Annotated in this window: 15 protein-coding genes; 5 read left to right on the forward strand and 10 right to left on the reverse strand. The window is 63.0% G+C overall.

The features are described from left to right. Positions 1–23: 23 nt before the first annotated feature. From CO660_RS04605 to CO660_RS04640, 7 genes are all read right to left on the reverse strand, one after another. Entirely contained in the window at positions 24–1,958 is a 1,935-nt protein-coding gene (locus CO660_RS04605; RefSeq protein ID WP_097597756.1) for a DUF2207 domain-containing protein, read from the reverse strand. A 38-nt stretch (positions 1,959–1,996) separates the two neighbouring features. Further along, positions 1,997–3,259, reverse strand: coding sequence for a 3-phosphoshikimate 1-carboxyvinyltransferase (gene aroA, locus CO660_RS04610; RefSeq protein ID WP_097597757.1), 1,263 nt, complete (start codon positions 3,257–3,259; stop codon positions 1,997–1,999). A gap of 91 nt (positions 3,260–3,350) precedes the next feature. Continuing rightward, positions 3,351–3,902 (reverse strand): LemA family protein, encoded by a 552-nt coding sequence (locus CO660_RS04615; RefSeq protein WP_097597758.1) that lies wholly within the window; start codon positions 3,900–3,902, stop codon positions 3,351–3,353. Positions 3,903–3,963: 61 nt separating this feature from the next. Beyond that, the gene (locus CO660_RS04620; protein ID WP_097597759.1) at positions 3,964–4,515 is read right to left on the reverse strand and encodes an AAA family ATPase; all 552 of its coding nucleotides are present in this window, start codon (positions 4,513–4,515) and stop codon (positions 3,964–3,966) included. Beyond that, the gene (locus tag CO660_RS04625) at positions 4,512–5,468 is read right to left on the reverse strand and encodes a glycine--tRNA ligase subunit alpha (RefSeq protein ID WP_064694016.1); all 957 of its coding nucleotides are present in this window, start codon (positions 5,466–5,468) and stop codon (positions 4,512–4,514) included. The genes CO660_RS04620 and CO660_RS04625 overlap by 4 nt, the downstream gene beginning before the upstream one ends. A 390-nt stretch (positions 5,469–5,858) precedes the next feature. Continuing rightward, positions 5,859–6,050 carry a hypothetical protein gene (locus CO660_RS04635; protein ID WP_003584596.1) on the reverse strand — a complete coding sequence of 64 codons (192 nt, stop codon included), beginning with the start codon at positions 6,048–6,050 and terminating at the stop codon, positions 5,859–5,861. Between the two features lie 18 nt (positions 6,051–6,068). Beyond that, positions 6,069–6,929 (reverse strand): S49 family peptidase, encoded by an 861-nt coding sequence (locus tag CO660_RS04640; RefSeq protein ID WP_097597862.1) that lies wholly within the window; start codon positions 6,927–6,929, stop codon positions 6,069–6,071. Between the two features lie 182 nt (positions 6,930–7,111). Here CO660_RS04640 and CO660_RS04645 point away from each other — a divergent pair, with 182 nt between their 5' ends. Further along, positions 7,112–8,452, forward strand: a complete 1,341-nt coding sequence (locus tag CO660_RS04645; protein ID WP_097597760.1) for an Nramp family divalent metal transporter — start codon at positions 7,112–7,114, stop codon at positions 8,450–8,452. Here the strand turns inward: CO660_RS04645 and CO660_RS04650 are convergent. Together CO660_RS04650 and CO660_RS04655 are read right to left on the reverse strand one after the other, a co-directional pair. After that, on the reverse strand, positions 8,442–9,233 hold the full coding sequence (locus CO660_RS04650) for a methyltransferase (protein WP_097597761.1): 792 nt from the start codon (positions 9,231–9,233) through the stop codon (positions 8,442–8,444). The genes CO660_RS04645 and CO660_RS04650 overlap by 11 nt on opposite strands. A gap of 7 nt (positions 9,234–9,240) precedes the next feature. Then, positions 9,241–9,468 carry a DUF2007 domain-containing protein gene (locus CO660_RS04655; RefSeq protein WP_085777151.1) on the reverse strand — a complete coding sequence of 76 codons (228 nt, stop codon included), beginning with the start codon at positions 9,466–9,468 and terminating at the stop codon, positions 9,241–9,243. A 108-nt stretch (positions 9,469–9,576) separates the two neighbouring features. Between CO660_RS04655 and CO660_RS04660 the strand changes: the two genes are divergently transcribed. The 4 genes from CO660_RS04660 to moaB all read left to right on the forward strand — a co-directional run bounded on the left by CO660_RS04660 (position 9,577) and on the right by moaB (position 14,001). Next, a complete protein-coding gene (locus CO660_RS04660; RefSeq protein ID WP_064800854.1) occupies positions 9,577–10,593 on the forward strand; it encodes a polyprenyl synthetase family protein in 1,017 nt (338 codons plus the stop codon). A gap of 127 nt (positions 10,594–10,720) precedes the next feature. Beyond that, complete coding sequence (locus CO660_RS04665) at positions 10,721–12,553, forward strand: tetratricopeptide repeat protein (protein ID WP_097597762.1); 1,833 nt, start codon at positions 10,721–10,723, stop codon at positions 12,551–12,553. Between the two features lie 12 nt (positions 12,554–12,565). Then, a complete protein-coding gene (locus tag CO660_RS04670; protein ID WP_097597763.1) occupies positions 12,566–13,450 on the forward strand; it encodes a 4-(cytidine 5'-diphospho)-2-C-methyl-D-erythritol kinase in 885 nt (294 codons plus the stop codon). Continuing rightward, entirely contained in the window at positions 13,450–14,001 is a 552-nt protein-coding gene (gene moaB / locus CO660_RS04675) for a molybdenum cofactor biosynthesis protein B (RefSeq protein ID WP_097597764.1), read from the forward strand. Before CO660_RS04670 ends, moaB begins: the two co-directional genes overlap by 1 nt. 79 nt (positions 14,002–14,080) lie before the next feature. Here the strand turns inward: moaB and CO660_RS04680 are convergent, their stop codons facing one another. Beyond that, positions 14,081–14,437, reverse strand: a complete 357-nt coding sequence (locus CO660_RS04680) for a hypothetical protein (RefSeq protein WP_176536224.1) — start codon at positions 14,435–14,437, stop codon at positions 14,081–14,083. Positions 14,438–14,450: the final 13 nt, after the last annotated feature.

Below are 14,450 nucleotides of genomic sequence, written 5' to 3' on the forward strand. Positions count from 1 at the left end.
GCCGAAAGGTCAAGCGGGAAAGCTTACCAGCCCCCGCCTCCGCCGCCGCCTCCACCGCCGCCGGAGGAGCCGCCGCCGGAAAAACCGGAGGATGAACTCGATGGCGGCGGCGAGGGTATCGTCGACGCGATGGTGGAGGCCATCGACGAGGAGAAGCCGCCGATGCGATCGGAGAAGCTGCCGCTGTTGAAATCGCCGGAATACCAGGAGGGGGCATAGGCTGCGGCAGCGCCGGCGGCAGCGGCCGCAAGCCAGGTCTCGAAGGTGCGCGACCAGGGCTTTTCGACGCCGAGCGCCACCGCATAGGGCAGCAGCGTCTCGAAATGCTGCGGCGACATTTGTGGGGCGCCGGCCATATTCATGCGATCCTTCTCGGCCAGCGTCAGATATTGTCGCAGGCCGTCAATGCCGTCCATCATCCTGGCGCCGAGTGGCGTCGGCGCGCCCATGATGAAGAAATAGAGGACATTGAGCAGCACGATGCCGCCGACGGCAAAGAGCATCGGAGTCTCGTGCAATTCCACCAGCGACGAGGCAAGCGTCAGGACGATAATGGAAAGAATGCCGATGCCGACAAAAACGCCGACCGCTGCGGCGATGACGGCCATGACCTTGGCGAACAGCGATCTGCCCTGGTGCAGCGACTTGACCAAACCGGCGATGAAGACGGCAATAAAGACGGAAATGCCAATCGGGATCAGCATCAGCGCGATCGTATCCGGCTCCAGCGAGCCGAAGACGAACAATGCCACCAGGGCGGCGGCGCTCAGCGCAACGCCGCCGGTGGTGTAGCCGATGTTGGAATTATAATATTTGCCGCGATGCTCCCTCTCGATCGCCGAACGGAAGGACTGGCCGATCGTTTTCACCCGATCACCATTCGCCTCGTCGATCGTCAGCGTCCGGCCTTCGCCGCCGGCGGCCTTCAGCAGCTCTGTCTCGCCGGCCTGGAATTTCTCCTTGCCGAGCGGCTTGCCGGTGCCGCGGATGATGATTGAATCCTTGAGGTCGTCGAGCTTGACATAGCCGCGCACCGCAAGATTGAGCGCGGTTGCGGCAAGCGCCGTCCAGCCGCCGCCGGAGAAGCCCTTATTGTCGATATAGTTGACCAGCGCCGGCGAGATGCCATCCGGCGCATCCCAGCGCGGCACGACGACGCCTCGGGCGGGGTCGCGGCCGACCTTCAGCCAGGATCTGAGGTAGTAGGCAAAAACGAGGATCAGGCCGCCGAAGCCGATAAAATAATTGCGGTTATCCTTCAGCCACCAGGTGCTTTCCATGTCCGCGCCCGGCGGATCGATCGAGCCCTTCGGCATGCGGATCGCAAAGGTCAGGCCTTCATTGGGGCCAAGAGGCGCGGTGGTGGAAAAGACGATGCCGGCGCCGCTTTCGCTGACACTGGCATCCTTTCCCCTGGCGCCCTGCGGGCCGGTAAAGAAGGTCGTCTCGGTCGCGCTGACATCAGGCGGCAGGTTCACGGTTGCGGTGACTGACCGGATCGGAAAGATCCAGCCATTGCCGGTGACGTTCCAGTAGAGTTCTTCGTGATCGTCGAAGTAGCGGATCTGGCGGTTGGTCCGGTAGGTGAAGACATAGCGATGACGGCCCGGCGTCACCGTCACCTCGGCTGAGCCGGCATAAATGCGGATACCGCCGGATATCGATTCCGTGTGCCAGGGCTCGTTCGCGCCATCGCGCGTGACCGAGACCATGTCGAAATCGACGCTGCGGCGACGGCCGCCGGCGTCGGTGAAATAGAGCGGGAAATCCCGGAAGATGCCGTGGTTGATCCGGTTACCCTCGGCATTGACGGTGATGGTTTCCGTCACCGTCATCACGCCGCTCTTTTCGAGCGCGATCTCGGAGGCAAAACTGTCGATCACCTCGGCTGCAAAGGCCGCCGGGGCGGCGACCATCAGGAGCAGCGCCAAGCAAAACCCCAAAAACCGACGCCCCATCCCTGTCTCCCCGCCGGCTGCCCCGGCTGCGCCTTGCTTCAATCCTTATCCCGATAGGTCACGCCAAGCGCGGCAAGCGTCCGCCAATAGGCGGGGAAGGTCTTGCCGACGCAATCGGGGTCGAGAATAGTGATGCCGTCGATCTTGAGGCCCGCAAGTGCGAAGCTCATCGCGATGCGGTGGTCGGCAAAGGTGTCGATCTCGGCCGGCAACGTCTGACCGGCGAGAGCAGGATCGGAGTGGACGATCAGATCGTCCCCCTCCTCGACGGCCAGACCTTCGCGGATATTGTTGAGTCCGGTGGACAGGGCGCGGATGCGGTCGCATTCCTTGACGCGCAGATTGGCGATGCCGACGAAGCGGACCGGCGTCTCGTTGAAGGCGGCCAGCACGGCGATGGTCGGAACGGCATCCTGCATCTGCGAGCCGTCGATTTCAGCCGGCAGATGCGGAAATTTGGCGATCGTCTCGTAGGCCTTGGCATCCGGCTGGGTGAAGGCATCGTTCGGCACGCCGAGATCGATCCTGCCATCGCTCAGCACTTCGGCCGCCCAGAGATAGGTCGCGGCGGATGCATCCGGCTCGATGACGAAATCGGCGGCGCGATAGCCGGTCGGCTCGACGCGCCAGGTGACGGGGCTGGTCTTTTCGACATTGGCGCCGAAGGCCTTCATCGCCGCGGTGGTGAGATCGATATAGCCAAGCGCGCCGATATCCTCGCCAACGAGTTCGATGTTGACCGGACGGTCGCCGCCGGCTGCCATCATCAGCAGCGCCGAAACATATTGGCTGGACAGCCCGCCATCGATCAGGATTCGATCGGCCTCAAAGCGGCCGGTGCCTCTGACGGTGACCGGCGGGCAGCCGGTCTCAGCTGCGACGTCGATGCCGAGTGTGCGCATCGCTTGAACCAGCGGTCCGATCGGGCGCTTGCGCATGTGCTCATCGCCGTCGACGATGACGGTGCCGTCGACCAGAGCCGCAGCCGCCGTCAGGAAGCGTGTGGCCGTGCCGGCATTGCCGAGGAAGAGCGGCGCCTTCGGCGGCATGAGTCTGCCGCTACCGGTGACGACAAAGGTCGTGTCGTCGGGCTCGTCGATCACAACGCCCATGGCGCGCAGCGCATCGGCCATATAACGGGTATCGTCGCTCTTCAGCGCACCGGTCAGCCGGCTCGTGCCCTTGGCAAGACCGGCGAGCAGCAGGGCGCGATTGGTGATCGACTTCGAACCTGGTGGCATCGCGCGGCCCGAAAGCGGCCGGCCCAGCGGGATGATCGTGAGTTTGGCTGTGCGTGTCATGCTATGTCTTCCGTCCATGAGCGAGGCTAAATCGCGTCGCCATCTGCCTTTGCTCTTAACCGCTTTCTCGCAAAGGCAAAATGCCGGATCGTCAGAATTTGACGCTGGGGACGGCGCGATCGGCCTCGTTGGTGATTTCGAAATAGTCGCGCTTGGCAAAACCGAACTGGCCGGCAACAAGATTGGAGGGGAAACTTTTGACCTTGACGTTCAGGTCGCGGGCCGCGCCATTGTAATAACGTCGCGCCATCTGCAGCTCACCTTCCATGGTTTCAAGCGACGCCTGCAGCTCGGCGAAATTCTGGTTGGCCTTGAGATCGGGATAGGCTTCGGCGAGCGCGATCACCCGGCCGAGCGCCTGGCCGAGCAGCCCTTCCGCCTGCGCCCTGCCGGCGACATCGCCCGATGGCACGGCCTGCGCCTTGTTGCGCAGCGCAACCACCTCCTCGAGCGTCGACTTTTCATGGGCGGCATAACCCTTGACCGTCTCGATCAGGTTCGGAATCAGATCGGCGCGGCGCTTCAACTGCACATCGATGCCCGACCAGGCTTCCTCCGCCATCTGCCGAGAGCGAACCAGGCCGTTGTAGATGAAGACGACATAGAGTGCGACCAGAACGATGACGCCAAGCGCAATATACATCGCGAATCCCCTGCAACGAAGTAATGTTTGTACAAAGACTACGCAGGATACCCGGCTGTCGTCAAATGCCGATATGCGTGAGAATTCGAGCCGCCGTCTGCTCGGGCGAAAGGTCCGTCGTATCAATTTCGACTGTGCGTTCAGCCAGTCCGCGCAACAGTTTGTAGTTTGCCCGGAGCTGTTGCAGCCTCGCCGTATCGGTCAGCTTGAGCGCCTCGGATCGGCCGGGAGAGATGAGGCGCCTGGCATTCTCCTCCGGCGCGCAATCGAGGAGAACCGCGACCAGATCCGCGCCTCTGGCGGCAGCCAGATCGCGATACCAGGAAAACATCGCACTATCATGCTCGTCATCGGCAAGAGCATCGGTAAAGACGAAACTTTCAGCCGGATCAGCGCGCACGGCATGGTCGAAAAAAGCTCGCCGAATCTGCTCACGCAGAGATAGATGCAGAGGGTTGCTGCGGGCGAAAAGCGCTTCGGCTGGATTAAGCAGCGTGTGATTGTCGATAAGCCGCGCGCCGATTCTTTTCGCCAGCAAGCGGCCGATAGTCAGCTTCCCGGCGCCTGGCCAGCCGTTGATATGGACGATACGACTGGCAGGCTTTTGCGTCACGCCGCCTCTTTCGACAGGTTGACGCCGCCGGCGTCGGTCAGCAGGAAGGCTTCGCCGCAGGCCTTGGCGAGCGTGCGCACCCGCAGGATGTAGCTCTGGCGCTCAGTGACCGAGATGACGCCGCGTGCGTCGAGCAGGTTGAAGACGTGGCTGGCCTTGATGCACTGGTCATAGGCCGGGAAGACGCATTTGTGCAGGCGCTGATTGTCGCTTTGGCCCGGCGCGCCGGCATCGAGCAGCGCCCGGCATTCCTTCTCGGCATCGACGAAATGGCGATGCAGCATTTCGGTATTGGCGAATTCGAAATTGTGACGCGAATATTCCTGCTCGGCCTGCAGGAAGACGTCGCCATAGCTGATCTTCTCGTCGCCTTCGCGGCCATTGAAATTGAGGTCGTAGACATTGTCAACGCCCTGGACGTACATGGCGAGGCGCTCGAGACCGTATGTCAGTTCGCCCGCGACCGGCGCGCATTCGATGCCGCAGACCTGCTGGAAATAGGTGAATTGCGAGACTTCCATGCCGTCGCACCAGCATTCCCAGCCGAGGCCCCAGGCGCCGAGCGTCGGGCTTTCCCAATCGTCCTCGACGAAACGGATGTCGTGCAGCAGCGGATCGAGGCCGATGGCCGCGAGCGAACCGAGATAGAGCTCCTGCAGATTCGGCGGATTCGGCTTCAGGATGACCTGATACTGGTAATAATGCTGCAGCCGGTTCGGGTTTTCGCCATAGCGGCCATCCGACGGGCGTCGGGAGGGCTGGACGTAAGCCGCTTTCCACGGCTTGGGGCCGAGGGCGCGCAAGGTCGTTGCCGGGTGGAAGGTGCCGGCGCCGACCTCCATGTCGTAGGGCTGCAGAACCGCGCAACCCTTGTCCGCCCAGTAGCTATGCAGGGTCAGGATCAGCGCCTGAAAGGAGCGCTTCGGGTTCATATGGTCTGGGAGAGCTGACATGGGATGGCACCGCTGGCTTGGGAATTATCGGCGCGACAGGTGCCATGGAGGGCGGCAGGGGTCAAGGGTTTTGCGGCGGTCGGGGTCGAACGTCGATGTGGAAGCGGAACCTAACTGCGCCTAACCTCAATCCAGCGATGGTGGCTAGGCACCCCCCTCTGTCCTGCCGGACATCCCTCCCACAAGGGTGGAGATTGGCAAGAGGCTTGACCATCGCTCCCTCTCTAACGGCAGCGACAATCATAATGCTCAGTTGCTTGGGGAAGCCGTCACGCCCAGCCGATCTCCCTCCTTGTGGGGGAGATGTCCGGCAGGACAGAGGGGGGTGCCCAGCCCACCTACGTTTGCGCGGCGGACCCGCAGCCGGATGAGGCAAATCCAAGGATGTATCTATTCCTCATCCCGCTTCAGCCGATATTCCCCGGTCACGGGGTCCTTGACCAGCGTGCCGATTGCGCCGGTCTGGCGTTCCTTTTCGGCGCGGCGCGATTTTTCGGCGAGCTTGCGGGCATCGGAGACGAAGCGGCGGTAGAGCCACCAGGCTGAGAACACCAGGACCAGGATCGTGATAAGCTGTGCCATGCCCCTCTCTTGCTCCTCTCAAAGCCCGAAGCGGCTCCACAATGCTCTCTCTTCCGCCGCTTCGACAAGTCCTGTTGCGAGACCTGCCCCCGCGCCTTCGAGTGTAACAGGCGATACGCCGGGAATGCGGCGGCCGAAGAGGCCGCGGCCGGCGGTGACGAGCTCCAGCCGGGCCTTCTGGCCGTAGCGCCGCTTCAATTCCTGGCGCATGTCGCCGAGGCCATCGATGAGGCCAAGCTCGAGGCCGCGGGTGCCGCTCCAGAACAAGCCGGAAAACACCGTCGCATCATCCGTCAGCTTGCCGGCGCGGCGCTCGCGCACCATTGCGATGAAGACCTGGTGGATTTCGAGCTGCAGGCTCTTGAGGTACTCGATATCCTTTTCCTTTTCCGGCTGGAACGGATCGAGGATCACCTTGTTTTCGCCAGCCGTATAGACGCGGCGCTCGACGCCGATCTTCTTCAGGAGTTCGGGAAAGCCGAAACCGCCGGAGACGACGCCGATCGAGCCGACGATCGAGGTGGCGTCGGCGATGATCTCGTCGCCGGCAAGCGCGATCATGTAACCGCCGGAAGCGGCGACATCCTCGACGAAGACCAGCACCTTCTTCTGCTTTTCGCGGGCGAGCTCGCGGATGCGGGTGAAGATCAGTCGGGACTGGACCGGCGAGCCGCCCGGCGAATTGATTGTTATGGCAACGGCCGGCGCCTCCTTCATGGCGAAGGCCTTTTCCAGGACGGGGGCGACATTGGCGAGATTGAGGGTGGGGCGGAACTGGCCGCCGCCGCTGATGATCGCGCCCTGCAGCCTGACGACGGGAATGGTGAGGCCCTCCCTGCGGAACCGTTTCGGCAGCAGCTTTCTCAAGAATCCGGCCATTTCCCATCCTTCGCTTCGGGTCGCACGATCGTCATTTCGCAGTCGCATCCATGTATGCGCTGGAACGACAAACGCAATGCCCGCGTTCCTGAAAAACACCGGATTGATTTTCTTGTTGCGAATGACTTGCATTATCATTCTAATCGGTCATAGTGCACGGACGATAACTAGGTGGAAATGGCATGGACGCTCTCAATCCCAATGCAAACAGCGGCTGGCGGCACGAACGCGGCGAGGCGTCGCTGTCGGATGTCTACCGCACTGTCGGAACGGGGCGTCACAGCTCGATGTGGCGCCGGGCGGCGGCCTTTGCCGGGCCGGGCTACATGGTCGCAGTCGGCTACATGGACCCGGGCAACTGGGCGACCTCGCTCGCCGGCGGCTCGAAATTCGGCTATGCACTGCTCACTGTCGCCCTGCTTTCCAACCTGATGGCAATCGTGCTGCAATCACTCTGCGCGCGCCTGGCGATCGCCTCCGGCCGCGACCTCGCACAGGCCTGCCGCGACGCCTTTCCCAAATGGGTTTCGGTGCCGCTCTGGGCCTTTGCGGAAATCGCCATCATCGCTACCGACATTGCCGAGGTGATCGGCACGGCAATCGGTCTCAATCTGCTGTTCGGCATTCCGCTTGAGCTCGGCGTTCTCATCACCGCCTTCGATGTCTTTCTGATCCTCTTCCTGCAGAGGCTCGGCTTCCGCTGGGTGGAAGCCTTCATCATCGCGTTGCTTGGGGTAATCGCGCTCTGCTTCGGCGTGCAGATCTTCCTTGCCGATCCGCAATGGGGCGCCGTCATCACCGGCTTCTTCCCGACGACCGAGATCGTCACCAACCCGGAAATGCTCTATCTGGCGCTCGGCATCCTCGGTGCGACCGTCATGCCGCACAATCTGTATCTGCACTCCGGCATCGTGCAGACGCGGGCCTATGGTCACACGATCCCCGAGAAGAAAGAGGCGCTGACCTATGCGACGATCGACTCCACCGTCGCGCTCTGTTTCGCGCTTCTGATCAATGCCTCGATCCTGATCCTTGCGGCCGCCGCCTTCAATGCCAATGGCAAGACCGATGTCGTCGAGCTCGGCAACGCCTATGCGCTGCTGTCGCCGCTGCTTGGCCTCGCCATCGCCCCGACGCTCTTCGGTATCGCGCTTCTCTGCTGCGGCCTCAACTCGACAGTGACGGCGACGCTTGCCGGCCAGATCGTCATGGAAGGCTTCCTCAAGATCCGGCTGAAACCCTGGGTGCGCCGGCTGATCACCCGCGCTATCGCCATCGTGCCGGCGGCGGTCGTCACCATCTGGTACGGCAACCAGGGCACGGCTGAACTGCTGATCCTCACGCAGGTCGTGCTCAGCCTGCAGCTTTCCTTCGCCGTCTTCCCGCTGGTGATGTTCACCGCCAGCCGGGCCAAGATGGGCGAACTCGTGGCGCCGCGCTGGCTGAGCGGCATCGCCTATGTGATCGCCGTCGTGATCGCCGGGCTGAACGTCAAGCTGCTCTTCGACTTCGTCACCGGCTAGAGGTTCGAAGCCTGGGATAGGCCGCCCGGCCATTGTTGAAATCGTCGACCAGAGGGGAGAACTTGTGGCTCCCCTCTTCGTGCATGATGAGGGCCGCGCGCAGTGTCAGTCGCGCCCGCGATCCTTTGATGGCGGTTACCAGAATGCGGACGGCATTTTCCCCGGGGCGCGGATGGATGGCTGTCACTTCGATGCCGCCGAAGCGCCGGCCGCAGGCATCGATGATCTCGGCGATCGATTGGGGTCTGGCGATCAGCGACAATTGCCCGCCCGGGATCATGATGGCGCCGGCCGTGCGGATCCAGCTTTCGAACAGACCGTCGGTCATCGCATGAGCTTCGGCCTTCAGCGCATCGGGCGTGCGCCGGTCGCCGGCATCGTTGAAGGGCGGGTTCATGATCACGTGATGGAAGCTTTCATCGGCAAGGCCGGCATCGTTGCGCGCCTTGGCGGTCAGCGCTACATCGGCCTCGACGACACTGAGGCGGGCGGCTAGATGGGCGTTTTCCGGCAACAGGATGCTGCGGCGGGCATATTCGGCCATCTCGGCAGAGCGTTCGAAGAGCACCACTTGCGCCTTGGGAAGGCGCGAGGCGACGGCAAGGCCGGCGGCACCGGCGCCGGCGCCGAGATCGGCCACCCTGATCGCGCGATCGTCGGCGACGAGGGCGGCCAGCAGCATCGCATCCATGCCGGCGCGATGACCCCTGCCCTTCGGCTGCACCAGATGAAAGGCGCCGCGATGGAAGGCATCGATGGTTTCAGCCGGTCCGCCGGTCATCGTCCGCTCACGTCCTGTCGCGCAGCTCGCCGCCGAGGCCGGCATCGATCAGAATGCGGCGGGCCCGGTCGGCCATGTCCTCATCCACCAGCAGGCGGCGCGGCAGCATGCCGAGCGAGCCTTCCAGCACGCTCATGCCCTGATCGGCGATGAAGCAGTGAATTCCGGCATCCTTCATCAGGCTCTCGGCGAAGGAGAGCAGAACGGGATCGTTGGCGCGGATAAGTTCATGCATTTGCCGTCTTTTTCCTTCCAATTTCGGCTGGCGCGACAATTCACCCCTTGCCGCGTCCATCGCCCCTTTCTATTGTCAGATGCAATGAGTGAACAGGAGTCCGGGTCGTTGGGCGTGGTCATACCGCTTGAAGAAAGCAAAAACAAACTGGCATCCATCAAGCCGCTGGTCGATCTCACCCGGGCTGACATGGAGCGGGTGAACCAGCTCATTCTGTCCAAGGCCGGCTCCGACGTGCAGATGATCCCCGAAGTGGCGAACCATCTGATCTCATCAGGCGGCAAGCGGCTGCGGCCGATGCTGACGCTGGCGGCCGCCTCGCTGTTCGACTATCGCGGCGAAAACCACGTCAAGCTCGCCACCTCGGTCGAATTCATGCACACGGCGACACTGCTGCATGACGACGTCGTCGACGAAAGCGACCTGCGCCGCGGCAAATCGACGGCGCGGATGATCTGGGGCAACCAGGCAAGCGTGCTGGTCGGCGACTTTCTGCTCGGCCAGGCCTTCCGCATGATGGTCGATGTCGGCTCGCTCGATGCGCTCGACGTCCTGTCGTCCGCGGCCTGCGTGATTGCCGAAGGCGAAGTGCTGCAACTTTCCGTCGCCAAGAACATGGAAACGACGGAGGACGATTACCTCTCCGTCATCCGCGCCAAGACGGCGGCTCTCTTTGCGGCTGCCGCCGAAGTCGGGCCGATCGTCGCCGATGCCGGCCGCTCCGGCCGCAATGCGCTGAAATCCTACGGCATGAATCTCGGCCTCGCCTTTCAGCTCGTCGACGACGCGCTCGACTATGGCGGCAAGGCCGCCGATCTCGGCAAGAATGTCGGTGACGATTTCCGCGAAGGCAAGATCACGCTGCCCGTCATCCTCGCCTATCGCCGCGGCACGACGGAAGAGCGCGCCTTCTGGCGCGATGCGATCGAGGCCGGCAATAGCAGCGACGCCAACCTGGAAAAAGCGCTCGGGCTGATCACCAAATACGGCACGCTGAGCGACACGATCGGCCGGGCGGTCCATTACGGCACGATCGCGCGGGACGCGCTGGCGCCGCTACCCGATACGGTATGGAAATCCGCTCTGATGGAAGTGATCGACTTCTGCATCGAGCGCGTCAATTGATCGAACGCCGCGATCGAGGCTGATTTTCTTGCAGCGCCGCTCCAAAAAAGCCATCCTGTTATGACTCAGTGATGACGACTGATTTGCGACCGGCAGCGGCCGGACGCTCTCGAAGAAAGGTTTTCTAATGCGGCAGAGAATTGCCATCCGTCTCCTTACGAGCGCAGCGCTGGCGGCTGTCCTTTCGCTTGGCGGCGTTGCCGGCGTGAGTGCCGAAGACGCGGCCAAGGCGGGCGATGCCGGCAAAGCCGAGAGCTTCTTCGATGCCGATAACGTCACCACGTTCTCAGGCGCCTTCCTCGCCGCGCGCACAGCCGATGTCGATCACGATTACGAGACCGCGATCGCGCTCTACAAGAAGGCGCTGCAGATCGAGCCCGGCAATCCCGAGATCCGTCAGCGGCTGATGATCTCGCTGCTGCTCAACGGCGACATCAAGGAAGGCGTCAAATACGCCAATGATCTGAAGAGCGATCCTTCGGTCGAGCGTATCACCACGATCGTGCGCGCCATGGATGCCGTGCGCCGCGACGACTACAAGACAGCCGAGTCGATCCTGAAATATAAGGGTCCGAACGATCTTGACCGGATGATGAACGACCTGCTGCTCGCCTGGGCCCGCGTCGGCGCCGGCCGCGGCAAGGAAGCGCTCGCCATGGTCGAGAAGATGAAGGGGCCGGACTGGTTCCGCATCTTTCAGAACTACAATGCCGGCGCGATCGCCGTCGTTACCGGCGATGTGAAGTCGGCCCGCCAGCATCTCAACGACGCCGTGCTCGACAAGGAAGGCGGGGCGACGGCGCCCGACACCTTCATGCGCGCGGTGATGGCGCTTGCCCGCCTGGAGGCGGCGCAGGGCAACAAGCAGAAGGCGCTCGATGCGGTTTCCGTCGGCGATAACCTGCTGCCGAACTACGCGCCGCTGAATGCGCTGCGCGACAGCATCGAGAAGGGCGAGAAGCAGGAGCAGCAGGTCAAGACGGCCGAAGAAGGCGCCGCCGGCGTGCTCTTCTCCGTCGGCGGTGCTCTGAACCGCGATGGCGCCGAGGATATCGTCTCTCTCTACCTGCAGACCGCGAAGGCGCTCGACCCCAACAGCGCCGATACACTGGTGCTGCTCGGCGGCATCGCCGAAAAGCAGAACCAGATGGACCGCGCCATCTCCCTCTATAAGAAGGTGCCGGAAGATTCGCCGATGCGGCGCATCTCCGAGCTTCAACTCGGCCTCGCCCTTGCCCAGGGCGGCAAGGTCGACGAGGCGCGCAGGCACCTGCAGGCGCTGATCGCCTCCGATCCGAAGGATATCCGCAGCTACCTCGCCTATGGCAGCGTGCTCTCCGACGCCAAGGACTACGAGGCGATGGCCGCCAATTACGACAAGGCGGTCGAAGTGATCGGCCCAATCCCCGGCCGCGCCAACTGGAGCGTCTTCTTCCAGCGCGGCATTGCCTATGAGCGGCTGAAGAAGTGGGACCAGGCCGAACCGAATTTCCGAAAAGCCCTGGAGCTCAACCCCGACCAGCCGCAGGTGCTGAACTATCTCGGCTATTCCTGGATCGACATGAACCGGAATCTCGACGAAGGCCTCGCCATGATCAAGAAGGCTGTCGATCTTCGCCCTGACGACGGCTACATCATCGATTCGCTCGGCTGGGCCTATTTCCGCCTTAACCGCTTCGACGATGCCGTCGACGAACTGGAGCGGGCTGCGCAGATCAAGGCCGGAGACGCGACGATCAACGACCATCTCGGCGATGCCTACTGGCGGGTCGGGCGCAAGCTCGAAGCAGTCTACCAGTGGAACCGGGCGCTCGCCTCCGAGCCAGAAGCGGCCGAAATTCCGAAGATCAAGGAAAAGATCGCAAACGGCCTGCCCGCTAGCGACGATGCCAAGGCGGCCGACAAGAAGCAACCGGATCCGGCGCCGGTCACGCCGCCGCCGGTCGACAAGAAGTCCTGACGGGCGCGACCGATGCCTGAGCAGGGCTTGGCCGACGCTTTCGGCGTCACCGAAGAGGCGCGCGCGAAGATCAATCTCGCCCTGCATGTGACGGGCCAACGGCCGGACGGCTATCACATGCTCGATATGCTGGTGACCTTCGCAGATTGCGGCGACCGGCTGGGCTTCCTGCCCGCGCAGGCCGACGCCTTCACCCTGTCGGGCCGCTTCGGAGAGACGCTTGCCGGCGACGGCGACACCAACCTTGTAATCAGAGCGCGCGATCTCCTGCGCGAGGCTGTCGGCGCCCTTGCCTTCCCTGTTCACATCCATCTCCAGAAGAACCTGCCCATTGCCTCCGGCATCGGCGGCGGCTCGGCCGATGCGGCGGCGACCCTGCGGGGGCTGATGCGCCTCTGGGGCTTGCGATTGCCGGTGGAGACGCTGGCGGCGCTGGCGCTGAAGCTCGGCGCCGACGTGCCCATGTGCCTCGAGAGCCGGCCGCTGATTGCCCGCGGCATCGGGGAGGAGATCGAAGCCGTGCCCAATCTGCCGGCCTTTGCCATGGTGCTGGCCAACCCGCTGAAGGGGGTTTCGACGCCGGAGGTTTTCCGCCGGCTCACGGCAAAGAACAATTCACCCCTGACGCTCGCACACACCGAAGGCTGGCTTGCGGCGATCGGCGCGGCTCGCAACGACCTGGAGCCACCGGCACGCGAAGCCGTGCCCGAAATCGCGGCGATCTCGGCGATGCTGCAGGCTGAGGGCGCTCTTCTTGCCCGCATGTCCGGCTCCGGCGCCACCTGCTTCGGGATCTTCGCCGATATGGCCGCCGCGCGCCATGCGACGGCAGCTCTTCACGAGGCGCGGCCCGACTGGTATTTCCAGGCGACGGAAACGGTTTCGGGAGGCATGTGATGGCAGGTTTGGACGAAAAACGGCCCTTCATCGCCGTCGGCATAGCCGTCCTCACCGTCTCGGATACGCGCACGCCGGAGACGGACAAGTCCGGCGATACGCTGGCGGTGCGGATCGCCGAGGCCGGCCACAGGCTGGTCGAGCGGGCGATCGTGCCCGATGACCGGGAGAAAATCGCCGCTCAGGTCAAAGCCTGGACCGAGCGGGATGAGATCGATGTCGTTATCACCACGGGCGGCACCGGCTTTACCGGCCGAGACGTGACGCCCGAGGCGCTGGAGCCGCTGTTCGAAAAGCGCATGGATGGCTTTTCCGCTGTCTTCCACCGTATCTCCTATGACAAGATCGGCACGGCGACAATCCAGTCGCGCGCCACCGCGGGCGTTGCCAACTCCACCTTCATCTTCGCCCTGCCCGGCTCGCCCGGAGCCTGCCGGGACGCCTGGGACGGCATATTGAAAGCACAGCTCGACTATCGGAGCGTGCCTTGCAACTTTGTCGAGATCATGCCGCGCCTGGACGAGCATCTGAAACGCGGCGCAAAGAAATAGACTGGCGCTGCCGTTACAGTGCCGCGATCGCGCCGTCGAAAACCGATTTAGACTTTCGAGGCCGACGCGCTGGCCTTTGTTATGTGGTAATGCCCGGCAGAGCCGGCATCGAATCCCAGCTATCACCCGACAGCAGAATGCAACTTATGCCGTGGACATCCGTGACGACGAGCGTCCAGGTGCCGCTTTTGGCGGCATAGACCTCGAGAACGGCGTTTTGGTTGATCAGGCCGACGGCGGTGAGCTTCTCACCGAAATTCCTGTCGAGGAAACTGACGACGTCGGGTCGGCCTGCGCAACTGAGCATCGTCTGCGATGCTGCCGAATTCGGATGCGCGATCACCAATGTCGGCAATATGATGGCCAGCAGGCCGTAGATCCTACCGCGTACGCCGCGGATCCTACCGCGCATGCGGTAAATCCTACCGTTTGGCATGACGCACCTCCTT

Origin of the sequence: Rhizobium sp. L9 (genome assembly GCF_002531885.1) — a bacterium.
In the GTDB taxonomy this organism is placed as follows: domain Bacteria; phylum Pseudomonadota; class Alphaproteobacteria; order Rhizobiales; family Rhizobiaceae; genus Rhizobium.